The 24,048-nt window shown below is 68.1% G+C and carries 20 protein-coding genes; 10 read left to right on the forward strand and 10 right to left on the reverse strand.

All coding sequences use genetic code 11. The annotated features are described in order from the left end of the window. The first annotated feature begins 22 nt into the window (after positions 1-22). The 4 genes from fis to purD all read left to right on the forward strand — a co-directional run bounded on the left by fis (position 23) and on the right by purD (position 3,707). Positions 23-286, forward strand: coding sequence for a DNA-binding transcriptional regulator Fis (gene fis, locus ACK4SG_RS07395; RefSeq protein ID WP_409601083.1), 264 nt, complete (start codon positions 23-25; stop codon positions 284-286). Positions 287-352: 66 nt separating this feature from the next. Continuing rightward, positions 353-1,954, forward strand: a complete 1,602-nt coding sequence (purH, locus tag ACK4SG_RS07400; RefSeq protein ID WP_409601084.1) for a bifunctional phosphoribosylaminoimidazolecarboxamide formyltransferase/IMP cyclohydrolase — start codon at positions 353-355, stop codon at positions 1,952-1,954. An 8-nt stretch (positions 1,955-1,962) separates the two neighbouring features. Further along, positions 1,963-2,388, forward strand: a complete 426-nt coding sequence (locus tag ACK4SG_RS07405) for a hypothetical protein (protein ID WP_409601085.1) — start codon at positions 1,963-1,965, stop codon at positions 2,386-2,388. A 32-nt stretch (positions 2,389-2,420) separates the two neighbouring features. Then, complete coding sequence (purD, locus tag ACK4SG_RS07410) at positions 2,421-3,707, forward strand: phosphoribosylamine--glycine ligase (RefSeq protein WP_409601086.1); 1,287 nt, start codon at positions 2,421-2,423, stop codon at positions 3,705-3,707. 33 nt (positions 3,708-3,740) lie between these two features. Here purD and ACK4SG_RS07415 read toward each other — a convergent pair whose 3' ends face one another. Continuing rightward, complete coding sequence (locus tag ACK4SG_RS07415) at positions 3,741-4,316, reverse strand: arylesterase (RefSeq protein WP_409601087.1); 576 nt, start codon at positions 4,314-4,316, stop codon at positions 3,741-3,743. Between ACK4SG_RS07415 and ACK4SG_RS07420 the strand changes: the two genes are divergently transcribed. Continuing rightward, complete coding sequence (locus tag ACK4SG_RS07420; RefSeq protein ID WP_409601088.1) at positions 4,315-5,067, forward strand: ABC transporter ATP-binding protein; 753 nt, start codon at positions 4,315-4,317, stop codon at positions 5,065-5,067. The genes ACK4SG_RS07415 and ACK4SG_RS07420 overlap by 2 nt on opposite strands. 14 nt (positions 5,068-5,081) lie before the next feature. Then, positions 5,082-7,550: an ABC transporter permease gene (locus ACK4SG_RS07425; RefSeq protein WP_409601089.1), complete on the forward strand. Its 2,469-nt coding sequence runs from the start codon at positions 5,082-5,084 to the stop codon at positions 7,548-7,550. 46 nt (positions 7,551-7,596) lie between these two features. On the opposite strand, the gene ACK4SG_RS07430 is transcribed toward ACK4SG_RS07425, so the two are convergent. From ACK4SG_RS07430 to ACK4SG_RS07445, 4 genes are all read right to left on the reverse strand, one after another. After that, positions 7,597-8,403 (reverse strand): DODA-type extradiol aromatic ring-opening family dioxygenase, encoded by an 807-nt coding sequence (locus ACK4SG_RS07430; protein WP_409601090.1) that lies wholly within the window; start codon positions 8,401-8,403, stop codon positions 7,597-7,599. Beyond that, the gene (locus tag ACK4SG_RS07435; protein ID WP_409601091.1) at positions 8,403-9,467 is read right to left on the reverse strand and encodes an alkene reductase; all 1,065 of its coding nucleotides are present in this window, start codon (positions 9,465-9,467) and stop codon (positions 8,403-8,405) included. The genes ACK4SG_RS07430 and ACK4SG_RS07435 overlap by 1 nt, the downstream gene beginning before the upstream one ends. Before the next feature lie 42 nt (positions 9,468-9,509). Beyond that, positions 9,510-10,115, reverse strand: coding sequence for a glutathione transferase GstA (gene gstA, locus ACK4SG_RS07440; protein WP_409601092.1), 606 nt, complete (start codon positions 10,113-10,115; stop codon positions 9,510-9,512). Positions 10,116-10,200: 85 nt separating this feature from the next. Beyond that, the gene (locus ACK4SG_RS07445) at positions 10,201-11,319 is read right to left on the reverse strand and encodes an NADH:flavin oxidoreductase/NADH oxidase (RefSeq protein ID WP_409601093.1); all 1,119 of its coding nucleotides are present in this window, start codon (positions 11,317-11,319) and stop codon (positions 10,201-10,203) included. A 192-nt stretch (positions 11,320-11,511) separates the two neighbouring features. On the opposite strand from ACK4SG_RS07445, the gene ACK4SG_RS07450 reads away from it, so the two are divergent. Next, positions 11,512-12,285, forward strand: coding sequence for a hypothetical protein (locus ACK4SG_RS07450; protein ID WP_409601094.1), 774 nt, complete (start codon positions 11,512-11,514; stop codon positions 12,283-12,285). A gap of 136 nt (positions 12,286-12,421) precedes the next feature. Here the strand turns inward: ACK4SG_RS07450 and ACK4SG_RS07455 are convergent, their stop codons facing one another. Beyond that, positions 12,422-13,267, reverse strand: a complete 846-nt coding sequence (locus tag ACK4SG_RS07455) for an NYN domain-containing protein (RefSeq protein ID WP_409601095.1) — start codon at positions 13,265-13,267, stop codon at positions 12,422-12,424. Between the two features lie 121 nt (positions 13,268-13,388). On the opposite strand from ACK4SG_RS07455, the gene ACK4SG_RS07460 reads away from it, so the two are divergent. Then, positions 13,389-14,720 (forward strand): Fic family protein, encoded by a 1,332-nt coding sequence (locus ACK4SG_RS07460; RefSeq protein WP_409601096.1) that lies wholly within the window; start codon positions 13,389-13,391, stop codon positions 14,718-14,720. Positions 14,721-14,895: 175 nt separating this feature from the next. Here the strand turns inward: ACK4SG_RS07460 and ACK4SG_RS07465 are convergent, their stop codons facing one another. After that, positions 14,896-15,789 carry a nuclease-related domain-containing protein gene (locus ACK4SG_RS07465; protein WP_409601097.1) on the reverse strand — a complete coding sequence of 298 codons (894 nt, stop codon included), beginning with the start codon at positions 15,787-15,789 and terminating at the stop codon, positions 14,896-14,898. An 18-nt stretch (positions 15,790-15,807) separates the two neighbouring features. Continuing rightward, positions 15,808-18,588 (reverse strand): DNA methyltransferase, encoded by a 2,781-nt coding sequence (locus ACK4SG_RS07470; RefSeq protein ID WP_409601098.1) that lies wholly within the window; start codon positions 18,586-18,588, stop codon positions 15,808-15,810. 103 nt (positions 18,589-18,691) lie between these two features. Here ACK4SG_RS07470 and ACK4SG_RS07475 point away from each other — a divergent pair, with 103 nt between their 5' ends. Beyond that, complete coding sequence (locus ACK4SG_RS07475; RefSeq protein WP_409601099.1) at positions 18,692-20,074, forward strand: M28 family metallopeptidase; 1,383 nt, start codon at positions 18,692-18,694, stop codon at positions 20,072-20,074. A 43-nt stretch (positions 20,075-20,117) separates the two neighbouring features. Continuing rightward, positions 20,118-22,019 carry an MFS transporter gene (locus tag ACK4SG_RS07480; RefSeq protein WP_409601100.1) on the forward strand — a complete coding sequence of 634 codons (1,902 nt, stop codon included), beginning with the start codon at positions 20,118-20,120 and terminating at the stop codon, positions 22,017-22,019. 5 nt (positions 22,020-22,024) lie between these two features. Here the strand turns inward: ACK4SG_RS07480 and ACK4SG_RS07485 are convergent, their stop codons facing one another. Then, positions 22,025-22,927 (reverse strand): hypothetical protein, encoded by a 903-nt coding sequence (locus tag ACK4SG_RS07485; protein ID WP_409601101.1) that lies wholly within the window; start codon positions 22,925-22,927, stop codon positions 22,025-22,027. Between the two features lie 194 nt (positions 22,928-23,121). Continuing rightward, positions 23,122-24,048, reverse strand: coding sequence for an NAD(+) diphosphatase (gene nudC / locus ACK4SG_RS07490; protein ID WP_409601102.1), 927 nt, complete (start codon positions 24,046-24,048; stop codon positions 23,122-23,124).

Genomic DNA, 24,048 nt, shown 5'->3' on the forward strand with positions numbered 1-24,048 from the left:
CCGTTACAGAAGAGGTATTGCCTTGAATTCCGCCAGTCATCGCCAGGACACCGGCCCCCGCGTGCCGCTGCGTGAACACGTCGCCGAATCAGTCCGCCGCTACCTGCGTGACCTCGATGGCTGCGATACCGACGACCTCTACAGCATCGCCCTGCGCGAACTGGAGATCCCGCTGTTCGCGGAAGTCCTGCGCCACTGCGACGGCAACCAGAGCCGCGCCGCGGCGATGCTGGGCATCCACCGGGCCACCCTGCGCAAGAAGCTGCGCGACTACGCGATGGGCTGAGGCCGGCGGGGCCGGATCAGCGCACCGCCGTATAATTTCGCGCTTCCCCACTGCCCCGCCCCCTGCATGTCCACCGACCTGACCCCCGCCGCGCCGGTCGTGCTGCGCCGCGCCCTGCTCTCCGTTTCCGACAAGACCGGCCTGCTCGAGCTGGCTCGTGCGCTGGCCGCGTTCGGCGTGGAACTGCTGTCCACCGGCGGCACCGCCAGAACGCTGCGCGAGGCGGGCCTGGCGGTGAAAGACGTGGCCGAGATCACTGGTTTCCCGGAGATGATGGATGGCCGGGTCAAGACTCTGCACCCGGTGGTACACGGCGGCCTGCTGGGCCGCGCCGGCCTCGACGACGCGGTGATGGCCGAACACGGCATCCCTGCCATCGACCTGCTGGTGCTGAATCTCTACCCGTTCGAAACGGTCACGGCACGCGCCGACTGCACCCTGGCCGAGGCAGTGGAAAACATCGACATCGGCGGCCCGACCATGCTGCGCAGCGCCGCCAAGAACTTCGCCCGGGTCACCGTGCTGACCGATCCGGCCCAGTACCCGCAGCTCCTGGCCGAACTGCAGGCCAATGCCGGCGCGGTCAGCGCGCGCACCCGCTTCGACCTGGCCGTGGCGGCCTTCAACCGGGTTGCCCAGTACGACGCCGCGATCAGCAACTACCTCTCGGCCATCACCGACGCCTCCACCGATGTGCCGGTGCGGGCAACCTTCCCGGCGCAGGCCAACGGCAGCTTCGTGAAGGTCATGGACCTGCGCTACGGCGAGAACCCGCACCAGCAGGCCGCCTTCTACCGCGACCTGTATCCGGCGCCTGGCTCCCTGGCCACGCTGGAGCAGTTGCAGGGCAAGGAGCTCAGCTACAACAACATCGCCGACAGCGACGCCGCCTGGGAATGCGTGCGCCAATTCGATGCGCCGGCCTGCGTGATCGTCAAGCACGCCAACCCCTGCGGCGTGGCCGTAGGCACCGGCTGCCTCGACGCCTACGAGGCCGCCTATGCTACCGACCCCACCAGCGCGTTCGGCGGCATCCTGGCCTTCAACAGGCCGCTCGATGGCGCCACCTGCAAGACCATCCTCGACCGCCAGTTCGTCGAGGTGCTGATCGCGCCCGACTACGACGCCGACGCGCTGGCGTATGCGAAGAAGAAAGCCAACGTGCGGGTGTTGCGCATCCCGATGGCGCCCCCGTCGCCGGGCTTCATCGACACCAAGCGGATCAATTCCGGGATGCTGATGCAGACCGCCGACGACCGCGTGGTCACCCGCGACGAGCTGAAGGTGGTGACCAAGCGCGCGCCGACCGAAGCGCAGTTCACCGACCTGCTGTTCGCGTGGAAGGTCGCCAAGTTCGTGAAGTCCAACGCCATCGTCTATGCCAAGGACCAGCGCACCATTGGTGTTGGCGCCGGACAGATGAGCCGGGTGTATTCGGCACGCATCGCCGGCATCAAGGCGCAGGATGCGGGGCTGGTCGTGCCGGGTTCGGTGATGGCCAGCGATGCCTTCTTCCCGTTCCGCGACGGCATCGACGCCGCCGCTGAAGCCGGCATCCAGGCGGTGATCCAGCCTGGCGGTTCGCTGCGCGACGCCGAGGTGATCGCCGCGGCAGACGAGCACGGGATTGCGATGGTGTTCACCGGCGTGCGGCACTTCCGGCACTGACACCCACCATGGCCAGCCACTGCACCCCACCCCTCGCCCGCACCTGCGCACTGGCGCTGCTGCTCGCCGGGCTTGCCGCCTGCGGTGACGACGCCACCCGCGCGGCACTGACCCGGGCGCAGGCCACGCTGGCCTCCGGCCTGCCGGCGCCCTACGTGGAAGACCTGACCATCGCATCGGTGCGCGTGGAAGGCGATGCCCTGGTGCAAACCATCCGCAGCCCGCTGGGTGATGCCATCAAGACCCGTCGTAACCCGCGTATCCACGAACTGGAACAAGCCGAGCGCGAAGCGCTGCGCGACTGGTGCACAGACCCTGCGGTGCAGCCGCTGCGCACCACCCAGGCCCACCTGGTCCGCCGCTTCATCGACCGCAAAGGCAGGCTGTTCTTCGAAGTGGCGATGCCCGCCGCCGCCTGCCCGCCACCGGCATGAGTTTTCCACCTCCACCGCATGAGGCCCCTGCCATGAAAGTCCTGGTCATCGGTTCCGGCGGCCGCGAGCACGCACTGGCCTGGAAGCTGGCGCAATCGCCGCGGGTTGCCGACGTCATCGTCGCCCCCGGCAATGCCGGCACCGCAAGCGAACCGAAGTGCCGCAATGCGGCCGTCAAGGCCACCGACATCGACGGCCTGCTGCAACTGGCGCAGGACGAAGGCGTGGCGCTGACCGTGGTCGGCCCCGAGCAACCGCTGGTGGCTGGCGTGGTGGATCGCTTCCGCGCCGCCGGCCTGCGCATCTTCGGGCCCAGCGCCGCTGCTGCGCAGCTGGAAGGCAGCAAGGCGTTCGCCAAGGCCTTCCTGCACCGTCATCGCATCCCGACCGCGCATTACGCCGTGCACACCGACGTGGACGCTGCGCTGGCCCACGTGCGCGCGCACGGCGCGCCGATCGTGATCAAGGCCGACGGCCTGGCCGCAGGCAAAGGCGTGATCGTGGCGACGACGCTGGCCGAGGCCGAAGCCGCGGTGCGCGACATGCTGTCTGGCAACGCCTTCGGTGATGCCGGCGCGCGGGTGGTGATTGAAGAGTTTCTCGAAGGCGAAGAGGCCAGCTTCATCTGCATGGTGGACGGCCAGCACGCGCTGCCGATGGCCACCAGCCAGGACCACAAGCGGGTGGGCGATGGCGACACCGGCCCCAACACCGGCGGCATGGGTGCGTATTCGCCGGCGCCGGTGGTCACGCCCGAGGTGCATGCACGCATCCTGCGCGAGATCATCCAGCCCACCGTGGCCGGCATGGCCGCCGACGGCGTGCCGTTCACCGGCTTCCTGTATGCCGGGTTGATGATCGACGCCAGCGGCGCACCGAAAGTGATCGAGTTCAACGTGCGCTTTGGCGACCCGGAAACCCAGCCGGTGATGCTGCGCCTGCGCTCGGATCTGGTCGATCTGATCGAGGCCGCCCTCGACGGCCAACTTGATCGCATCGAAGCGCAATGGGAACCGCGCCCGGCGTTGGGTGTGGTGATGGCGTCCCGGCCCTATCCGGATACGCCCATCAGCGGCGAAGCGATTTCCGGCCTCGATGCCGTGCCCGCCTCCGCCAAGGTCTTCCACGCCGGCACCGCACTGGGCAACGACGGCACCATCGTCACCGCCGGCGGCCGCGTTCTGTGCGTGTGCGCGCTGGGCGAGAGCATCGCCGCAGCGCAGCGCGCGGCCTATGCGGGCGTGGCCGCGATCACTTGGCCGCACGCCTTCCACCGCCGCGACATCGGCTGGCGCGCCATCGCCCGGCCATCCGCGTAAGCACAGCGCCCGCTCGCGCAGGCGAGCCAGGTTTCAACGCGGTGGCAGCGCGTCCAGTGCGCGCAGCACCTCATCGGCCAATAGCGGCTGCGCCTCCGCCACCGGATGCAGATTGTCGGCCTGGAACCACTTGCGCTGCGTGCCCAGCGGGGCAAGAAAATGGGGAATCAGGCCGGTCCGCAGGCGCTGGCTGATCAGCACATAGCTGCGCTGGAACTGGTCGGCATAGGCCCCAAAGTTCGGCGGCAGGCGCAGCCCCACCAGCAGCACGCGGGCGCCGGCCGCGCGGCTGCGGCCGATCATCCAGCCCAGGTTGGCGCCCATCTGCCGCAGCGGCAGGCCGCGCAGGCCGTCATTGGCGCCCAGCTCGATGATGACGATATCCGGCCGCGTGCGCGCCAGTTCAGCATCGATCCGACTGCGCCCGCCCGCCGTAGTCTCTCCCGAGACGCTGGCGTTGCGGAAGGTATAGCGCGTGGATTTTGCGTCCGCCAGCGCCACCCAGCCCTGCTCCGGGCGCAACCCGTAGGCCGCCGAAAGTGAGTCCCCCATGACCAGCACCACCTGTTCCCGCGCATGCGCGACCGATGCCGCTAGCATCGTCGCCATGACCACCGCGCCCAACACCCACGCCCGCACCGCTGACACCATCGCGTCTGCCTCCGCATCCAGTCCCGGCAACGCTAGCACGCCCGGCCGCGGCAGCCTGCGCGCGCACCATGTCGGCAAGACCGTACCGCTGCCCGACGGCGAACTGACCATCCTCGACGATATCCGCCTGGACATCGCCCCCGGCGAGCGGGTTGCCATCGTCGGCGAATCCGGTTCCGGCAAGACCACCCTGCTGTCGCTGTTGGCCGGGCTGGACCTGCCCAGCCGCGGCGAGGTGTGGCTGGACGGCACGCCGATCCACGCCAGCGACGAGGACACCCGCGCCGCCCTGCGCGCCCGCGCGGTGGGGTTTGTCTTCCAGAACTTCCAGCTGATGCCGACGATGAGCGCGCTGGACAACGTGGCGCTGCCGCTGGAGCTGCGCGGCGAAGCCGGCGGCGCAGCCGCGCGTGCACTGCTGGAGCAGGTCAGCCTGGGCCGGCGCCTGCACCACCTGCCGCGCCAGCTGTCCGGCGGCGAACAGCAGCGGGTGGCGATCGCGCGCGCCTTCGTCACCCGGCCGCGGATCCTGTTCGCGGACGAACCCACCGGCAACCTGGACCGCAAGACCGGGCTGGCCATCGAGGACCTGCTGTTCGGCATGGACGACGCCCGCGCCACCACGGTGGTGGTGGTGACCCACGACGAGCGCCTGGCCGCGCGCTGCGACCGCCAGCTGCGGCTGGACGCCGGGCGGTTGCTGCCGTGAGGCGGCTGGCGCGGATGGCCGCACGGCAGGCCTGGTCGGCCTGGCGCAACGGCGACTTCGGCGTGCTGCTGGCAGCGCTGTTCGTGGCCGTGCTGGCACTGGCTGGCGTTGGCAGCGTCGTCCAGCGCACCACCGACGCGCTGACCGCGCAGAGCCGGCGTCTGGTGGGCGGCGACGCGGCCTTCAGCAGCGACGACGGCGGGGTGGACGCCGCCCTGCGCGACGCCCGCCGGCTGGGCCTGCGCAGCTACCGCAGCGTGGAGCTGACCAGCATGGTGGGCATGCATGGCGGCGTGCCGCAGCTGGGCACGCTGAAAGCCCTGGCGGGGGATGCGCCGCTGCTGGGACCGTACCGTGTGCGGACTGCCAGCGGTCTGCAGGCATTGGCCCGGCCCGCGGCCGGCACACTGTGGCTGAGCGCCAGTGGTGCCGAGCGTCTGCAGGCGCCCTTGGGCGCAGTGATCGAGGTGGGTGGCCGGCCACTGCGCCTGGCGGGGATCGTGGTGGAAGAACCGGACCGACCGCTGGGCGGCGTCGAGCTGGGCCCGCGCGCCATCGTGCCGCTGGCGGATATCGAAGCCGGCGGCCTGCTGGCACCCGGTGCGCGCGCCTCCTGGCGGGTGGCGGTGGCCGGGCCGCCGGCTGCGATCCAGGCGTGGGTGAAGGCGCGTGAAGCAAGCAAACGCCCGGGCGCGCGGGTGGAAACCGGCGACGACCTCAGCCCGCAGCTACGCGCCGCGCTGGACCGTGCGCAGCGTTTCCTGGCGGTGTCGCTGGTGTTGACCGCGGCACTGGCCGCCGTGGCCATCGGCATGGCCGCGCGCCAACATGCCGAGCGCCACCGCGCCATCGCCGCCACCCTGCGCGCACTGGGGGCAGGCCAGCGCACCATTGTCGGTCTTTACATTGGCCAGCTGGCGCTGCTGGGGAGTGCCGCCATCGCACTGGCGCTGCTGGCCGCGGCGCTGCTGCAGCAGCTGGCGGGCATCTGGATCGCGGAAAAACTGGACACCGCCTTGCCCCCGGCCACCGCCTGGCCCCTGCTGAAGGGGGCGCTGGTGGGGCTGTGGATCCTGCTGACCTTCGCGCTGCCGCCGCTGCTGGCGCTGCGCCGGGTCAGCGCGCTGGCGGTACTGCGCAGCGACCTGCGCACGCCCTCGCCCCCCGCGCTGCTGCTGTTCGGGCTGGCGCTGACCGGGTTGCTGGCGCTGTTCTGGCAGGCGGCTGGCAACGCCACCACCGGCGCCATCCTGCTGGGCGGGCTGCTGGCCACCGCCACGGTGCTGGGCGTGGCCGGTTGGGCGCTGACCGCACTGGTGGCGCGCGCCGGGCGGGCCGGGCGTGGCATCGTCCGGTATGCGCTGCTGAACCTGTCGCGCCGGCGCCGCCTCACCATCGCGCAGGTGGTGGCGCTGGGGACCAGCCTGATGGCGTTGCTGCTGCTGTTGCTGGTGCGCACCGACGTGTGGGAACAGTGGCAGGCGACCGTGCGCGGCGACGCGCCCAACCGCTTCGTGATCAACGTGCAGCCGGACCAGCGGCCCGCCTTCGACGCTGTGCTAAACCGGCTGGGCTACACCTCGGCCGGCCTGTCGCCAGTCATCCGCGCACGCTACGTCGGCGCAAGCGCCCAGCAGCGCGGCCGGCCGGCGCCACAGGGCCGCGGCGAGCGGCTGCTGGACCGCGAGTTCAACCTATCCACCGCCGACACCCTGCCCGCCGGCAACACCTTGCGCGCCGGCCGCTTCTGGAACCCGGCCACCGCGCGCGGTGAGTTCTCGGTGGAGACGAAATTCGCCGAAGCCCTGCACTGGCAGCTGGGCGACAGGCTGGTGTTCGATGTGGCCGGCCAGCGCATCGAGGGCCGCATCACCAGCCTGCGCGACGTGCGCTGGGAAAGCTTCACCCCGAACTTCTTCGTACTGGCCTCGCCCGATCTGGCGCGCGGTCTGCCCGCCACCTACATCACCGCAGTGAAGGTCCCGGTGGGCGACACCCGGCTGGCGGTCGCCCTGTCGCAGACGATCCCGAACGCCAATGTGATCGACATCGACGCCATCACCAGCGAGATCCGACGCATCGGCGACCAGGCCGCGCTGGTGATCCAGATCGTGTTCTGGTTCGCCTTTCTGTCAGGCTGCCTGGTGTTCGTGGCGGCGGTGGCGGCAACCCGACGCGAGCGCATCACCGAGCTGGGCGTGCTGCGCACGCTGGGCGCCAGCAGCGCGCAGCTGCGTACCGCGCAACTGGTGGAATTCGGCGCGATCGGCGCGATCGCGGGCGGCATCGCCGCAGTGGCCGCCGCCGGCATCGGCACCCTGTTCGCCCAGCGCGTTCTGGACCTGCCGCCCACTTGGAGCGGCAGCACGCTGGCGATCGGCGCACTGGGCGGCATGCTGGCGGCGATGCTGGCCGGCTGGCTGAGCCTGCGCCGGCAGCTGCATGCCAGCGTACGCGACACCCTGGGTGCAGCGGTGAACTGAAATCCGCCCGGCCTGCTGACTACGCCTTGATCGCGGCAGAAGTTTTTCAGCCAAACCGGAACGCGCTCTGCACCGCGCCCAAGACGACATCGCGAAAGATACGGCGTGCCTTGTCTGCGCCGCCCGCACCGGCGGCCACGAACAGCGGCAGCAGATGTTCCTCACGCGGCGCCGCGTCACGGGCACCGGGCGCCTGCGCCCAGGCCAGCAGCCGCTGATGGCGCGCATCGGGATCGTCCAGTTCGATCGTCTCCGTCAACCAACGATCGAACGCCATGCCATGGACGGGGGCAGACGGGTCATGCGCCGCGCCCAGCATCACCGGAAGGTTGTGATAGGTGTTGCCGGAGCCCAGGATCAACACCCCTTCGTCACGCAACGACGCCAGTGCCTGGCCAACCGCCAGATGCAGGGCTGGATCAAGCCCGGCGTGCAGCGACAGCTGCACGCACGGAATGTCCGCCTCGGGGAATGCCACTTTCAACGGCACGAACACGCCATGGTCGAATCCACGTGCCTCGTCGAACCCGTAGGGCAGCCCAGCCGCATCCAGCAGTGCCGCCACTTTTTCGGCAAGCACCGGCGCACCGGGCGCGGGCCAACTGAGCTGGTAGGTGTGCGGCGGGAAGCCGACGTAGTCAAACAGCAGCGACGGGGCTTGCTGACACTGCACCGTCAGCCGGGCGCATTCCCAATGCGCGGAGATCACCAGCAACGCCCGCGGTCGCTCCGGCAGCAGGGCCGGCAGCCCCGCCAGAAAATCCCGGTGCTTGACCCAGGTCTGCGGCGGCTGCCAGTCCATGAAGAAACAGGGGCCGCCGCCGTGCGGAATGAACAGCGCGGGCTGCCGCATCAGAACTCCGTGTAGCCCTTGGCGTCGGCGGTGTAGAACGTGGCGGGATCCGCCTCCGCCAAGGCCGCGCCGCTGGCGAGTTTCTGCACCAGGTCGGGGTTGGCGATGAACGGGCGCCCGAACGCCACCAGATCGCCCTTGCCGGCGGCCAGATCGGCATTGGCACGGGCCGCATCGTAGCCACCGGAGAGGATGTAGCGGCCACGGAACGCCGACCGCAGCGCATCCTTGAGCGTCTGGCTGACCGGCGGGGCGCCCATCGCGCTGTGATCGACGATGTGCAGATACACCAGGCCAATGTCGGAAAGCGCCTCGGCCAGACGCTGGTAGAGCGCATCCATGTCGGGGTCGTCCGCCGTGCCGTTGAACACGCCGTAGGGGGAAACCCGCATCCCCACACGTGCCCCGCCAATGGCAGCCACGGCCGCCTTGGCCACGTCCAGGGCAAAGCGGATGCGGTTGTCGATGCTGCCGCCCCAGCGGTCCTGCCGCTGATTGGTGGCGGTATTGAGGAACTGGTCGATGAGGTAGCCGTTGGCACCGTGCAGCTCGACACCGTCAAAGCCGGCCGCGATCGCGTTTTTGCACGCGGTGGCGTATTCCTCGATGGTGGCGGCGATGTCGTCTTCGGTCATTTCCGTGGGCACCGGATACGGTTGCATGCCCCGGGTGTCGGTCCAGATCTCGCCCGGCGCGGCCAGGGGCGAAGGCGCCAGCAACCGTGCCCCGGGCGGCAGATTGGCTGGATGGCCGACCCGTCCGGTGTGCATCAACTGCACGAAAATCCGGCCGCCCGCCGCGTGCACCGCGTCCGTGACCGTCTTCCAGCCCGCGATCTGCTCCGGCGAGAACAACCCGGGAATGCGCGCATAGCCCAGACCATTGGGCGAAGGCGATGTGCCCTCGGTGATGATCAAGCCGGCGTCCGCCCGCTGGCTGTAGTAACGGGCCATCAGCGGATTGGCCACATTGCCCAGCGCGCGGCAACGGGTCATCGGCGCCATGACGATGCGGTTGGGCAACTGCAGCGTGCCCAGAGTGATCGGTGTAAACAGCGGTTCCATGGAATGTCCTGGTCATGAAGTGAATGTGTGTGGTGAGGCTTTTCAGCGCAGGCCTTCGGCGGCCAGCGCCGCCTGCACCGCCGGCCGCGCCGCAACCCGGCCGCAATAGGCCGCAAGGCCCGGCCAGGCCGCCAGATCGACACCGACGTACTTGCCCCAGCCCAGCACGGTGAACAGGTAGGCATCGGCCACCGTGAAGGTTTCGCCCAGCACGTAAGGCTGGTTGCCCAGACGGCGCTGCGCCTCGTCCAGCCGGGCCTGCAACAGGGTGCGGAAGATGGTCTTGGCCTGTTCCGGGAACGCCGGGTTGAACAGCCCGCCAAAGCCCTTGTGCAGCTCGGTTGAGATGAAGTTGAGCCATTCCAGCAGCCGGTAGCGCGCCAACGTGCCCGGCGCCGGTGCCAGCTGGGTGTCCGGCACGCGGTCGGCCAGGTACTGGACGATGGCCGGGCCTTCGGTGAGCACCTGGCCGTCGTCAAGCTCCAGCGCCGGTACGCAGCCAAGCGGATGCACCGTGCGGTAATCGCGTCCGTGCTCGGTCTGTCGGGTTTTGAGATCGACCCGCTCCAGCTGGAAATCAAAGCCGCCCTCACGCAGCACGATATGCGGCGACAGCGAGCAGGCACCGGGGCTGTAGTAAAGCTTCATGGTCAGATCCTCCTTTGCGTGGGTGGAAGGCAGGGCGTGACGGCCGCGTGGCCTGTCCACCCCGACAGCAAATCGCCGCTTGCGCTCAGCCGGCAGTCCCCGTCACGGGCACCAGCAGCGGCGGCAGGCCGTGCGGCACCGCGCGCAAAAAACGCGGCGACGTGGCGACCGTCGCGCCCAGCGCGGCGGCGGCATGCCACGGCCAACGCGGGTCGTACAGCAGCGCACGGGCCAGGGCGATGGCATCGGCCTGCCCCTGCGCCAGCGCGGCCTCGGCCTGTTCGGGCGTGGTGATCAGACCGACGCCGATCACCGGCATCGCCACCTCGCGGCGAATCGCTTCGGCAAACGGCAACTGGTAGCCCGGTGCCAGCGGGATGCGCTGGGCCGGGTGCAGGCCACCACTGGAAACGTGCAGATAGTGGCAGCCACGGGCATCCAGCGCCCGCGCCAGGGCGATGCTCTGCGCCAGATCCCAACCGCCGTCCACCCAGTCGGTGGCGGAGATGCGCACGCCCACCGTCATCGTGTCCGGCACTGCGGCACGCACGGCATCGAACACCTCCAGCAGGAGCCGCATGCGGTGCTCCAGCGGGCCGCCGTACGCATCGCTGCGGTGGTTGCTGAGCGGCGACAGAAACTGGTGCAGCAGGTAGCCGTGCGCGGCGTGAAGTTCGATTGCCTCCAGCCCCAGCCGCGCCGCGCGCCGTGCCGCATCGGCAAACGCCTGCACCACCCGTGCGATGCCGGCCGTGTCCAGCGCCTGCGGCACCGGGCCGCCCTCGGCATAGGGCAGCGGTGATGGCGCCACCACCTGCCAGCCGTGCGGCGCGTCCGGCGCAATCGCCTGCCCGCCGTGCTCCCACGGGCGATGGGTGGACGCCTTGCGCCCGGCGTGCGCCAGCTGCACGCCCACGGGCATCGGCGACCAGCGCCGCACGCTGGCCAGCGCCTGCGCGAACGCCGCTTCGCAGGCATCGTCATACAGGCCCAGATCGGCCCAGCTGATCCGCCCTTCCGGCATCACCGCGGTGGCCTCGGTCAGCAGCAGGCCGGCGCCGGACTGCGACAGCACGCCCCAGTGCTGCACATGCCAGTCGTTGGCCAGGCCGTCGGTGCTGGCGTACTGGCACATCGGCGCCACCACGATGCGGTTGGCCAGGGTGAGCGGGCCCAGGGTGATGGGCGAGAACAGGCGGGACATCGCGGCCTCCTGAATGCGGATCGCCCACTATCTGCGGCCAGCCTGCCCGCCATCAAGCGCGGCAGCAGAACACTGCCTTGCATGCACCGCTGGTCGGAAACGCCGCGCCGGGTGCATCCAGGGCGACGGGTTCGGCGTATCGCTTGCCACCAGCACCCCTGCTGGCCTTCCAACCCTACAGGAGTCCCCCGCATGAAACGCCTGTCCGTTGCCCTGTTTGCCGCCGTTCTCGGCCTGCCCGTCACCGCCATGGCCCAGAGCGGCCCGACGTTCTCGCTGATCGGCGGTACCGACACCAGCGTCAGCGGCGATGTCCACAAAGGCGCCATCGCCCCCATCGCCGATCTCGGCCCGCTGAACCCGGCGCTGGCCGGCGTGTCGGCCGAGCTGCGCATCGGCGCGCGCTCGTACGACAAGATCTACGGCAAGGCGACCAACTTCGGCGTCGAGATGGGCTGGCCCATGGGCGACAATTACGAGGCCTTCGGCCAGCTGATGTACACCCGCTCCGGCGCCGGCAGCACCCAAGTCGGCGGCGCGTTCGTACCGGCGCTCAACACCACCCTGCCCGTCTACGGCCGCTTTGGCAGCTACAAAGCGCTTTCGCTGGAAGGCGGCTACCGCTACTACTTCGGCACCGGCGGCGTGCGCCCGTACGTGGCCGGCCGGCTGGGTGCCACCCATGTGAACAGCATCAAGGCCACCTTCACCATCCCCGACGCGAACATCGCGCTGAATGACGTGCCGTTCTTCGACAGCGGCTGGCAGCTCAGCGGCGGTGCCGATCTGGGCATGCTGTGGTCGGTGTCCGAAAAGACCTCGCTGGGTCTTGAGGTGGGTGTGCGCTACCACGGCAACCTGTCCGACAACGACAGCGCCCTGGCCGGCCTTGGCCTTGCCTCCATCAACAACACCGGCAAGCGCACGTCCTATCCGGTGAACCTGCGTTTGCAGATGCGCTTCTAAGCCCTTTCGCGCACCGCCGCCGCTCCCCCAACTCCCCTGCCCCACGCGGCGGTGCGCGCCTTTACCCCCGGCATCGGGATGACGCAAGCTTTCGGCGCGTCATCCCGATGTTTCTATGTCCGGCCCCTTGCGGCAATCAGGCCGGCAAAGCGCGGACGAACAGTGCCTTCACCCCGGGCGCGGTCTCGCGTTCCACCACGCTGAAGTGCTTGGGCTGCTTGCGCAGCAGGTCGCTGAGTTTCTTCTGCCCGTACAGGCGCGGATCGAAATTCGGCTTGATCTTGTTGAGATACGCACCCATCGCGCCCAGATGCGCCCAGCCCTCGTCGTCGGACGCTTCCTCGATGGCCTGCCGCAGCAGGTCGAGGGGCACCGGCTGCGGCGCGGCCTTGCCCGCTGCAGACGCGGGGGCCACAGCGGGCTCCGGCGCCGGCGCGGTCGCCTTCGCGGCGGCCGGCTTGTTCTCGGCGGTCTTCTGCACGGGCTTGGCGGGCGCGGCGGCGGCCGGCTCCGGCGCCTCGGCGCGCAGCACCTCGGTATAGATGAACTTGTCGCAGGCCTGCACGAACGGGTCCGGCGTCTTGTGCTCGCCAAAGCCGTACACGGTCAGCCCCTCCTCGCGCAGGCGCTGCGCCAGGCGGGTGAAATCGCTGTCGCTGGAGACCAGGCACATGCCGTCGAAGCGGCCGGTGTACATCAGATCCATCGCATCGATGATCAGCGCGCTGTCGGTGGCGTTCTTGCCGCTGGTATAGGCGAACTGCTGCACCGGGCTGATGGAATGCTTCAGCAGCACCTTCTTCCACTGCGCCTGCTGCTGGGTGGTGAAGTCGCCGTAGATGCGCTTGACGCTGGCCAGCCCGTACTTGGCCACCTCCGCCAGCAGGCCTTCGATCACCGACGCCTGCGCGTTGTCGGCATCGATCAGCACCGCCAGCCGGCGCTGGCCGTCGTCGTGGGCCACGTGGGTGCGGGGTTTCATGGGGTATCTCCTGTCTGTGGCGCTTGCCCAGTATCACCGCCACGGCGCCCCCGTCCTCCTCAACGAACTACCAATTTCCTACCGATTACTATATGTTTCGGTAGCAAATTGGTAATTGCCCATGAAGCTCCCGGTCTCGCCGCCACCCCTGCCTTCTTTGCTCAGGCGCCATGCCGGGCAGATAGGGCGGATATTGGGACTGGGCATTGGCCCGGAAGTGCGCGGCACGTATGACCACTGGAACCACCTGCGGCACTTGACGCCCCCGCCTGGCCTGGACGTCGAACAATGGTGGCTGGGCATCAAGCTTGCCCGGCAATCGCTGCGCAAACCCCTGCCCCTTCGCGACAAATCGGGGCGAAATTTCTGTTTCTCTCCGAGCGACAGCATCCAGCGCAAACTGTTCCTGGTGGCCCGCGACGCGGCGGGCGCGCTACAGGGCACGGGCGCCCTGCCTTCCGCCGCGATGCAGGATCGCTACCTGGTGCGATCACTCATGGAAGAGGCCATGACCTCGTCCCAACTCGAGGGCGCCGCGACCACCACGGAAGTGGCGAAGGAAATGCTGCGCGCAGGTAGACCGCCCCGTGATTACGGCGAGCGGATGATCGTCAACAATTTCCAGACGATGCAGGAGCTGAAACGCTGGCTCGACGCACCGCTGACCCGGGATACCGTCTTCGAAATCCACAGGATGCTGACCGACGGCACCCTGAAGAACCCGGATGCCGCCGGTCGCTTCAGGCGGAGCGATGAAAACATCGTGGTCGAGGACGAAACGGGCACAACGCTGCACGTTCCACCGCCCGCCCACGAGCTGCCTGCACGCATGCAGGCCCTGTGCGATTTCGCCAACCAATCGGATGACGGCGAACACTTCATCCACCCCGTGGTGAGGGCGATCATCATCCATTTCATGATCGGCTACGACCACCCGTTCGTTGATGGGAATGGCCGTACCGCCCGCGCGTTGTTCTACTGGTCGATGCTGCGCTCCGGGTTCTGGATGACCGAGTACTTCTCGATCTCCAGCATCCTGAAAAAGGCGCCGGCGCAGTACACGCGCTCCTACCTTTACACGGAATCGGACGACAGCGACACCAGCTACTTCATTTCGCACCAGCTCGACGTGCTGCTGAAGGCCATCGATGGCGTGCACGGATACATCGCTCGCAAGCAGCGCGCCCAGCGCGAAGCGGAAGCCTTGCTCAAGCCCGGCAGCAAGCTGGGCCGAACCCTGAACCATCGCCAGCGGGCGTTGCTGCTAAACGCCCTGAAGCATCCGGGCAAGGCCTTCACGGTGGCGGTTCACCGGCGGACGCACGACATCGCCTACGACACGGCACGCTCCGACCTGCTGGGCTTGGTCGATGCCCAACTCATGAGTCGACATAAGCAGGGCAAGGCACACGTGTTCCTGGCAAGGCCTGACTTGGGCGAAGTGCTGAAATGAGCCAGCCACGCCCCGGATGATCCGGTAATGCGTGGCGTTGTTGCGTAGCGGTGGCGGTAGAGGTGATGCGGAGCAGCCTGTGCAACGGAGTACGCAAGGCGCCTGGAAGGCCCTGCAGAAAGGCCGCTCCGCCCATGCAGGCATGATTGCGGTGCTGCCCTGTCAGCGCAGGGCATCAGTCCTGGAGGTCGGGGTAACGCTTGCTCAACGCATGCACGATGCGGTTGCGCTGCGCAGGGGCAAGCGGCGGGGCCGCGCCCGCATCCACGAACAGCGCCGTCATCTTGGGATTGATCACGCGCACCGCCGCGCCAACACTGCCCTTGCCCAGGGTCACAAACCAGCCCGGCAGGCACACCACCGGGTACACCACCACGGGCTCGCCGGTTTCCTCGCGCAGGTACTTGGCCAGCCAGTCCGCGATGGCGCGGGCCTGCTCGATCGGGCGGGTTTCTTTCCAACCGGGGAACTGCAGGCACGTGCCGTCGTAGCTGACATTGGCGGATGCTTTACCTGTCCCCGGCTTGCGCCGCGACTTGGTTTCGATGGCGAACACCGCGTGCGGCGCCACCACCACGTGGTCGATGTTGAAGTCGCCCGCGGGAATGTCGTGCAGCACGAAGCAGCCCTGCGCCTGCAACCGGTCCAGCTGCTGTGCGGCGGCGATCTCCGCCAACATGCCTTCGCGCCATTGCCGGCGGCTTCGGCGCAACTGGGTGAGGCTGTGCACCAGCCACGCGGCCCATGCCGTGGCGCCCACCATTACCAGCCAATTGAGCCAGTTGAACTGGAGTTTGTCCCAGCGCACCCGCGGCAGCAGGATCACCAGCATCGCCAGCGGGCCGATCAGCATCAGCTGGGCCAGCCGTTCCATCATGTCCTCGCCCAGCGCGTCCATCTTCTGGCGCGCCTGCGCACCCGCCTGGTGCAGCAGGCGCTGGCTGATCGGCAAGCGGCGGTCGCTGCGCTGCTCCCAACGCCGCTGCCACAGCACGGCGGCGATGGCGATGCCCGGCGGAACGAACACCAGCGCCAGCAGGATGACCGTGGGCAGCAGGGTGTTGAACATGCGTTTCTCCTTGCCGCCTTACGCGCGCTTGCGCGCTGCCTTCTTCGACGTGTCCGCCGGCAGCAGGCTGGTCAGGGCCTGGTAGCGCTGGAACAGGAAGGCCACGCGCTCGGCATCGGTGGTCAGCCGGGGCGGTTTGCGGCCGGCGGCTTTTTCGGCGGCCAGGTACGCGGCATCCACGGCCTTGTCCAGCGCGGCGTGTGCTTTGACCAGCGCGGGCGGCATGGTGAGCGGGTCGTAGAGGTCGGCCAGGGTGGCGTCGGGGAACTGGGCGCGGGTGTCGAGCACGGCCTGGGCGGCGGCTTCGATCGCGGCGCGATGTTTGTCGTCATCGCTCAGGTCGGGCCAGGGGAAGTTGTTGTAAACAATAGTGCTGGAATAGCGATAATCGCTCTTGAGTCGTCCACAGACGCTCTTGACCCACGCCATATGCATGAGAGATGTCATCACACCAAAGTGATAAAGACCCGCGCCAGCAACCGTGAAAATCTCGCTGGCAGCAATGACATCCTTGGACATGAACCCAATAGGGATGTAGGTACGCCGCTCTGACGAAGTTTTCGGCACGGCCAAGTAGGATGACTCCGGCTGTGCAATTTGCCTGAAGAGAGTCGGGTATTTCGCGTAATCCCTAGTTGAGGCCGCTTTACTTTTCAGGCGAAATTGCCTCACGGCCTCGATACGACTGGCCAACTCAGGCATAACCCTAAGTTCATCCGGCTCAATATCTTTCAACCAAAGACAATAGCGCAACTCACCATTAAGAAAATCTTCGCTACTGACATACCTTCTAATGTAACTAGCAGCAGCAGGCTCCTTCTGTAAGAGGACATCCCTCTCAGCGGGCGAAAGCACGAAATTACCACCGTCAGTAGCCTTATTACCCCACAACATCTTCGGCACGTCACAGATCGGCCGACCTCGATTCTCTAGCACCACATCGGCCGCATCGACTAGATACGGATTGATATTTGTGACTGAAAGCTCATGCGGCTCGCCACGTATTTCCTGATAGTCAAACAATCGCTTTGGTGAAATGTCATAATTCGCGAAACCAATAATCACACAGTGCACAGCCGCTTTTCCACGCGCTTCGTTGCTCCATTGAAAGGGCCTGTGCGCAAAGAAGATCCGCACCCCCTTCTTTAGCAGCAGGCCCCACAACAATCCCGCCTGCTCTCCTTGCGTGATCGAATTGGTTGATACGAATGCCGCCCGAATTGATCGATCACCAATGTAGTTGGTGGCTGTGACGTACCAGTTCGACACGAAATCCAGCACCCCGCTACCCCTGATCTCGTGCAGCACCCTCGCTTGATCGGCCTTCTGCTCTTCGCTCTGGTAGTGATGCCCGATGAACGGCGGATTTCCCAGGATGAAGTTCAACCGCTCCGCCGGCACCACGTCGTTCCAGTCGATCCGCAGCGCGTTGCCATGGACAATCGTGGCGGACTTCTTCAGCGGCAGGCGCACCACGTTTTCGCCGAACTGCTCGGACACGCGCAGGTTCATCTGGTGGTCCATCAGCCACATCGCCACCTGCGCGATCTGGGCCGGAAACTCCTCGATCTCGATGCCGTAGAACTGGTCCACGTCCACCAGCACATGGTCCTGCACGTGCGCCAGCACCGACTGCTGGGTGGCAAACTGGCGCTTGAGGATGTCCAGCTCCAGCGCACGCAGCTCGCGGTAGGCAATCACCAGAAAGTTGCCGCAGCCGCAGGCCGGGTCCAGGAAGGTCAGCGTGGCCAGCTTGCGGTGCAGCTGCGCCAGTTTCCTCTCGTCGTTGCCGGCCTTGTCCAGTTCCGCCTTCAGGCCGTCCAGGAACAGCGGGCCGATCAGCTTCAGGATGTTCTTCTCGCTGGTGTAGTGCGCGCCCAGGTTGCGGCGGGCCTTGGCGTCCATCACCGACTGGAACATGGCGCCGAAGATGGCCGGGCTGATGCGGCTCCAGTCCAGCGTGCTGGCGTCCAGCAGCAGGCCGCGCATCTGCGTGTTGAAGTCGGCCAGCGGCAGCCGCTCTTCGAACAGCCGGCCATTGACGTAAGGCAGTTCCGCCAACTGCTCGTCCAGCGTGGACTGGCGCTTTTCCGGTGGCGTGTTGAGCACCTGGAAGATGCGCTCCAACCACATGCCCAGATCGCTGCCGTCCTCGCGGGTGCGCTGGGCGATGAGGTCGTGGAAGCTCTGGCGCAGGAAAATGCCGGTGTCATCGGCAAATAGGCAGAACAGCAGCCGCACCAGCAGTACTTCCAGCGGGTGGCCATCAAAGCCTGCTGCCTTCAACGCATCGTGCAGCCGCCCCATGCGCTCGGCGGCCTGCACGTTGACGGGATCTTCTTCCTTGTAGCTGCGGGTCTGGTAGCCGCTGATGAAGCCGAAGCGGCCAATCTGCCTGTGCAGGTCGGAAAGAATGAAGTCGCTGCGCTCGCCGGTTTCCAGGTCGTGCAGGCGGAAGCGCTGGAAGTCCGAGACCAGCACGTAACGCGGCAACTCGGCGTCCTTCAGCCCGGCGAAATAATCGGTGGCCTGCTCGAACGCGGCGTCCAGGTCGCGGCCTTCGCTCTTGTGTTCGGCCAGCATCACGCCGGGCCAGAACACGTCGATGCGGCCGTGGCGGCTGCCGGTGAAGCGGGCGGCCTTCTGCTCGAACACCGCCACGCGCCGGCGGTTGACGCCGAACACGTTGAAGAACTCGTTCCAGAAGCTCTGCGCCTCGGCGCGCTCGCTGGACTCGCCGGCCCATTCCTTGGCAAACGCGCGGGCACGCTCACGGATCTCGTTGAGGCTCAGTGGCATCGGTTCCCTCCTGTGCCTTTCACTATGCCACGCCGGCTGCATTGGCCGGCATGGCCGGGTAGGCTTGCACTTCCCCACTTCCCCTCCCGCTGGTGAAACTGCCATGCGCCTGCTGCCTGCCCTGCTGTTGACCCTGGCCACCGCGGCCGTTGCCGCCCAGGACGCGCCGCCGCCATCCGACCTGCCGCTGCTCGATACCCTGGGCACCGCGCCGTCGGCGGCCAACATCGAACGCGACGTGCGCACGCTGGTGGGCTTTGGCACCCGCCACACGCTGTCGGATACGGCCTCGCCGACGCGTGGGATCGGGGCGGCGCGACGCTGGGTGTTCGACGAGTTCACCCGCATCTCCAAGGCCTGTGGTGGCTGCCTGGAGGTGCGCTATGTCAGCGGCATGGTGCAGGGCGAACCGCGCATTCCGGGGCCGGTGGAGGTGGTCAGCGTGATTGCCATCCAACGCGGCACGGCGGATCCGAACCGCTACGTGATCATGAGCGGCGACATCGACTCGCGCGCCAGCGATGTGATGGATGCCACCTCCGATGCGCCCGGGGCCAACGACAACGCCAGCGGCTTGGCCGGCACGCTGGAAGCAGCGCGGGTGCTGAGCCGCCACCGGTTCCCGGCGACCATCGTGTATGCCGCGCTGGCCGGCGAGGAGCAGGGCCTGTACGGCGGCAAGTTTCTGGCCGAAGAAGCCAAGCGGCAGGGTTGGCGGGTGGAGGCGGTGCTCAACAACGACATGATCGGCAATATCCAGGGCATCGACGGCGTGTTTGACAACAGCACCGCGCGGGTGTTCTCGGAAGGCACCCGCGCCACCGAAACCGCCGAAGAAGCCCGCGCGCGCCGCTTTACCGGCGGCGAGCTGGATTCGCCCAGCCGCAACCTGGCGCGCTACATCGCACGCATGGCCTCGCATGTGCCCAACCTCACGGTGCGGATGGTGTATCGGATGGATCGCTTCGGTCGCGGCGGCCATCACCGCCCGTTCAATGAAGCCGGCTTCCCGGCGGTGCGGGTGATGGAAGCGCACGAGCACTACGATCGCCAGCATCAGGACGTGCGTACCGAAACCCTGCCCGATGGCCGGGTGCGCCACTATGGCGACACGCTCGACGGCGTGGACTTCGCTTACGCCGCCAAGCTCACCGCGCTCAACGTCGTGACGCTGGCGGCGCTGGCCTCGGCACCACCGCCGCCGGCCGACGTGCGCATCGAAGGCGCGGTCAGCCCCGACACCACGCTGCGCTGGACCCGCCCACCCGCCGCGCAGGCGCCGCAACTGGCCGGCTATCGGGTGTACTGGCGCGACACCACCGCGCCGCAGTGGACCCACAGCCGCTGGGTGGGCAACGTCGATCATGTCACCCTGCACAACACCATCATCGACGACGCGTTCTTTGGTGTTGCCGCCGTCGCCAAGGACGGCAGCGAAAGCCCGGTGGTGTTCCCAGGGCCGGCCGGCAGCTTCGGCGGGTACTGACGCGGGCATCCGCTATCCTCCGGCAAACCGTTCGGGGGATGCCATGGCTCATTCGCAGTTCGACCTGCTCAGGCAGCGCCGCTTCCTGCCCTATTTCATCGTGCAGGCGCTGGGGGCGTTCAACGACAACGTGTACCGGCAGGCGATCATCGGCCTGCTGGCGTACATGGCGGTGGGAAGCGCGGAGATGGGGCTGTACGCCAACCTGGCACCGGCGATCTTCATCCTGCCCTACTTCCTGTTCTCGGCCACCGCCGGGCAGATTGCGGAAAAGCTGGAGAAGCAGCGGCTGATCGTGATCACCACCACGATGGAAATCATCGTGATGTCGCTGGCGGCGGTGGGCTTTTTGCTGCAGAGCATGCCGATCCTGCTGGTGGCGCTGTTCGGCACCGGCCTGCAGTCCACCCTGTTCGGGCCGGTGAAGTATTCGATCCTGCCCTCGGTGCTGAAGCCGGAAGAACTCACCGGCGGCAACGGGCTGGTGGAGATGGGCACCTCGCTGTCCATCCTGGTGGGCATGATCTTCGGCGGGCTGATCTTCCAGCTGGCCGGCGACCACGGCCCGCAGGTGGCGGCGGTGTCGGTGGTGCTGATGGCGATTGCCGGCAACACGGTGGCGCGGCGCATCCCCAAGGTGGATGCGGGCGACCCGACGCTGAAGGTGGACTGGAACCTGCTGCGCGAGTCGTGGCGCATCTGGCAGCTGACCCGCCGGCAGCTGGCGGTGCGCAACGCGGTGCTGGGGGTGAGCTGGTTCTGGTTCGTGGGCACCGTGCTGACCGCGCAGCTGCCGGTGTATGCGCAGGCCAACCTGGGCGGCACGCAGAACCTCTACATCTTCGCGCTGGCGCTGTTTTCGGTAGGCGTGGGCATCGGCTCGATGTCCTGCGAGAAGCTGTCCGGGCGCACGGTGGAAATCGGCCTGGTGCCGCTGGGCGCGTTCGGCGTCAGCGCCTTCCTGCTGGACCTGTACTTCGCCCGTCCCGGGCAGGCGCTGGCGCAGGGGCTGTCGGTGATGGAGTTCGTGCGGGCGCCCGGCACCTGGCGGATCATGCTGGACCTGACCGGCATCGGCCTGTTCACCGGCTTCTTCGTGGTGCCGCTGTTCGCGCTGATCCAGAGCCGCACGCCAAAGCACGAGCTGGCGCGGGTGATCTCCGGCATGAACATCCAGAACGCGATGTTCATCGTTGCCGCCGCCGGCATCGGGCTGGCGTTGCAGCGCTACCTCGGCTGGACCATCCCGCAGGTGTTCCTGGCGCTGGCGATCGCCAACACGCTGGTGGCGGTGTGGATCTTCAGCATCGTGCCCGAGTTTTTCATGCGTTTTCTCAGCTGGCTGCTGGTGCGCACGCTGTACCGGCTGAAGCTGCACGGCATCGAAAAGCACGTCCCGGACGAAGGCGCGGCGCTGCTGGTGTGCAACCACGTCAGCTATATGGACGCGCTGATCCTGGCGGCCTGCATCCCGCGCCCGGTGCGCTTCGTGATGTATTACCGGATCTTCAACATCCCGGTGCTGCGCTGGATCTTCCGCACCGCCAGGGCAATCCCGATTGCCGGCGCGCGCGAGGACCCCGAGATCATGCAGCGCGCCTTCGACGCGGTGGACGCGGCGCTGGCCGAGGGCGAGCTGGTCTGCATCTTCCCCGAAGGCGCGTTGACCAAGGACGGGCAAATCGCGCCGTTCAAACCCGGGGTGGAAAAAATCCTAGCGCGGGCGCTCGCACGCGGGCAGGACGTGCCGGTGGTGCCGATGGCGCTGCGCAACATGTGGGGCAGCATGTGGAGCCGGCGTGACTCACGTCTGGGCCGCATGCGCCTGCCGCGCCGGCTGCGTGCGCATATCGAGGTGGTGGCGGATGAACCGATCGCCGCAGCCAACGCCAGCGCCGCCCTGCTGGAGGCGCGCGTGCGCGCACTGCGTGGCGACGCGGCCTAGGCCCGTCAACCCACCCAGCCGGCCACGACGAGCAGCGCCAGCAGCGCCAGCCACAGCACCAGCACCCGCCAAACCAGGCGCATGGCGTCGCGCAGCTCGGGCAGTTCGCCGAAGACCTCGGCAAGCGCGGTGGCCGCCGGAATGCCGGATTCGGTGTAGTCGGCCACCTCCTCGGCGATCTCGCTGCGCACGCTGGCGCGCGCGGCGGTGCCCAGCACGCGGCCGTCGAGCGCCAACGCGCCCGGCTCGCGCCAGGCCGCAGCCACGCTGTCGAAGTTGCCCAGCAGCGCCAGCAGCAGCACCACCAGCTGCACCGCCGGCCATTCCAGCAGGGCCACCCACCCGCGCGCGCCGTCGCGGGTGGCCGGCGGCAAGCTGGCGCTGGCGTCACGCGCTGCCAGCGCACTGAGCCGGTACAGCAAGGCGCCGACCGGCCCCAGCACACAGAACCAGAAAAGCATCGCGAACCAGCGCTGCAGGGCGTTGCGGAACACCGCCTCGACCGGCGCCGGGCCGTCCAGCCGGGGCGCCTCGCCGTCCGGCCACAGGCGGGCCGCGGCATCACGACGGGCAGCGGCGTCCGGCGCATCGAGGATGGCCCGCACATCCATATCCAGGTCGCGCGGCCCCCAACACCAGGCCAGCACCGCCGCGCCCAACAGCAGGCCCGGCAGGCCCCACAGGGCGCGCGATGCGCCGATCTGCAGCAGCGCCAGCGGCAGCAGCGGCACCGCCAGCGCCAGCGCGATGCCGTAGGGCCCGCGCCAGAACCCGTGCTCGGGGAATTGGCCGTACAGCCATTGCAGCCAGCTGCGGAACCAGCCGAACTGGCGCATGCGCGCCGCAAGCGCGGGCGCCAGATGCCCGATGGCAAGCGCAACGATGACAGCAAGCAGGGTGACGGCCATGCGCAGAGTGTAGAGCGTGGGCGCCTTGAGGAATCCCCGAACAACGGCGGAGATTCCTCAAGGCCATGCATGAAGGCCATGCATGGCCCGCCCCGCATCGATCGCGCAAGCGATGGGTGCGGGTGAGCCGGGCCCGGACATATGCCGGGCCGATGTGGGCTGATGACGCCCGGATGCGGTTGTTCAGACCTTCCTCAGCAGGCGGCACGCGCGGCGTCGTAGGCGTCCAGCCAGGCGCGGATGACGTGGCGGGCAATGGAAATCGGCGGTGCCAGCACGATGCCCTCGCCGGGCGCGTCCGCCTCGGTCCAGTCGCGGGCCAGCCCGGCGCGGACCTCTTCCGCATCGAACCAGCGCGCGTCCTCCAGCTCCTCGCTGGCACGGGGTGCGTCGGGTTCGGCCTCGGCGATGAACCCCAGCATCAGCGAGCCGGGAAACGGCCACGGCTGCGAGCCGAGGTAGCGCGCCGTGCCGGGGCGCACGCGCACGCCGGTTTCCTCCCGCACCTCGCGGGCCACGGTCTGCTCCAGCGTCTCGCCGGGCTCGACGAAGCCGGCCACCACCGACCAGCGCCGCGCCGGCCAGGTGGCCTGGCGCCCCAGCAGCAAGCGCTCGCCGTCGGTGATGGCGGCGATGATGGCCTGGTCGGTACGCGGGTAGTGCTCGCTGCCGCAGGCATCGCAGCGCCCCAGCCAGCCCGCGCGGACGAAGCGCAGCGCGCCGCCACAGGCCGCGCAGAAGCGGTGGCGCTGATGCCAGTGCTGCAGCGCGCGCGCCTGGGCGAACAAGGTGGCCTGCCACGCCGGCCAGGTGGCCGCGGCCTTGCGCAGGTCGATCCGGGGCGTGGTGTCGTCGGCCGACGCAGCCACGCTGAACCAGGCGCGGCCGTCGCGCAGGCCGAGGAACGTCGCATCACCCGGATCGGCCGCGACAGTGGCGCCTTCCAGCACCAACAGGTGGCCGGTGGGGTCGATGGGCGCACGGCCCGACGGATCCAGCGCAATCACGCCGGCCTGCGGCCACAGGGCCTGCAGCGCGGCGGGGTCGTCGCGGAGATAGTCGGCGCGGTCCAGCGCGCCGTCGACGAACGCGAAAGGCGAGGCGCCCGGGGCCGGCGCCAT

It is taken from the genome of Thermomonas sp. (genome assembly GCF_046293095.1).
GTDB lineage: Bacteria > Pseudomonadota > Gammaproteobacteria > Xanthomonadales > Xanthomonadaceae > Thermomonas.

Excerpts from the sequence above, each read along its gene's own strand:
- ACK4SG_RS07470 (WP_409601098.1), bottom strand. The coding sequence starts at position 18,588 with ATGCCACTGAGCCTCAACGAGATCCGTGAGCGTGCCCGCGCGTTTGCC.
- nudC (WP_409601102.1), bottom strand. The coding sequence starts at position 24,048 with ATGGCGCCGGCCCCGGGCGCCTCGCCTTTCGCGTTCGTCGACGGCGCG.
- ACK4SG_RS07465 (WP_409601097.1), bottom strand. The coding sequence starts at position 15,789 with ATGTTCAACACCCTGCTGCCCACGGTCATCCTGCTGGCGCTGGTGTTC.
- ACK4SG_RS07480 (WP_409601100.1), top strand. The coding sequence starts at position 20,118 with ATGGCTCATTCGCAGTTCGACCTGCTCAGGCAGCGCCGCTTCCTGCCC.
- ACK4SG_RS07445 (WP_409601093.1), bottom strand. The coding sequence starts at position 11,319 with ATGTCCCGCCTGTTCTCGCCCATCACCCTGGGCCCGCTCACCCTGGCC.
- purD (WP_409601086.1), top strand. The coding sequence starts at position 2,421 with ATGAAAGTCCTGGTCATCGGTTCCGGCGGCCGCGAGCACGCACTGGCC.
- ACK4SG_RS07435 (WP_409601091.1), bottom strand. The coding sequence starts at position 9,467 with ATGGAACCGCTGTTTACACCGATCACTCTGGGCACGCTGCAGTTGCCC.
- ACK4SG_RS07450 (WP_409601094.1), top strand. The coding sequence starts at position 11,512 with ATGAAACGCCTGTCCGTTGCCCTGTTTGCCGCCGTTCTCGGCCTGCCC.
- ACK4SG_RS07430 (WP_409601090.1), bottom strand. The coding sequence starts at position 8,403 with ATGCGGCAGCCCGCGCTGTTCATTCCGCACGGCGGCGGCCCCTGTTTC.
- ACK4SG_RS07420 (WP_409601088.1), top strand. The coding sequence starts at position 4,315 with ATGACCACCGCGCCCAACACCCACGCCCGCACCGCTGACACCATCGCG.
- ACK4SG_RS07485 (WP_409601101.1), bottom strand. The coding sequence starts at position 22,927 with ATGGCCGTCACCCTGCTTGCTGTCATCGTTGCGCTTGCCATCGGGCAT.
- ACK4SG_RS07460 (WP_409601096.1), top strand. The coding sequence starts at position 13,389 with ATGAAGCTCCCGGTCTCGCCGCCACCCCTGCCTTCTTTGCTCAGGCGC.
- ACK4SG_RS07455 (WP_409601095.1), bottom strand. The coding sequence starts at position 13,267 with ATGAAACCCCGCACCCACGTGGCCCACGACGACGGCCAGCGCCGGCTG.
- ACK4SG_RS07475 (WP_409601099.1), top strand. The coding sequence starts at position 18,692 with ATGCGCCTGCTGCCTGCCCTGCTGTTGACCCTGGCCACCGCGGCCGTT.
- purH (WP_409601084.1), top strand. The coding sequence starts at position 353 with ATGTCCACCGACCTGACCCCCGCCGCGCCGGTCGTGCTGCGCCGCGCC.
- ACK4SG_RS07415 (WP_409601087.1), bottom strand. The coding sequence starts at position 4,316 with ATGGCGACGATGCTAGCGGCATCGGTCGCGCATGCGCGGGAACAGGTG.
- gstA (WP_409601092.1), bottom strand. The coding sequence starts at position 10,115 with ATGAAGCTTTACTACAGCCCCGGTGCCTGCTCGCTGTCGCCGCATATC.
- ACK4SG_RS07405 (WP_409601085.1), top strand. The coding sequence starts at position 1,963 with ATGGCCAGCCACTGCACCCCACCCCTCGCCCGCACCTGCGCACTGGCG.
- ACK4SG_RS07425 (WP_409601089.1), top strand. The coding sequence starts at position 5,082 with ATGGCCGCACGGCAGGCCTGGTCGGCCTGGCGCAACGGCGACTTCGGC.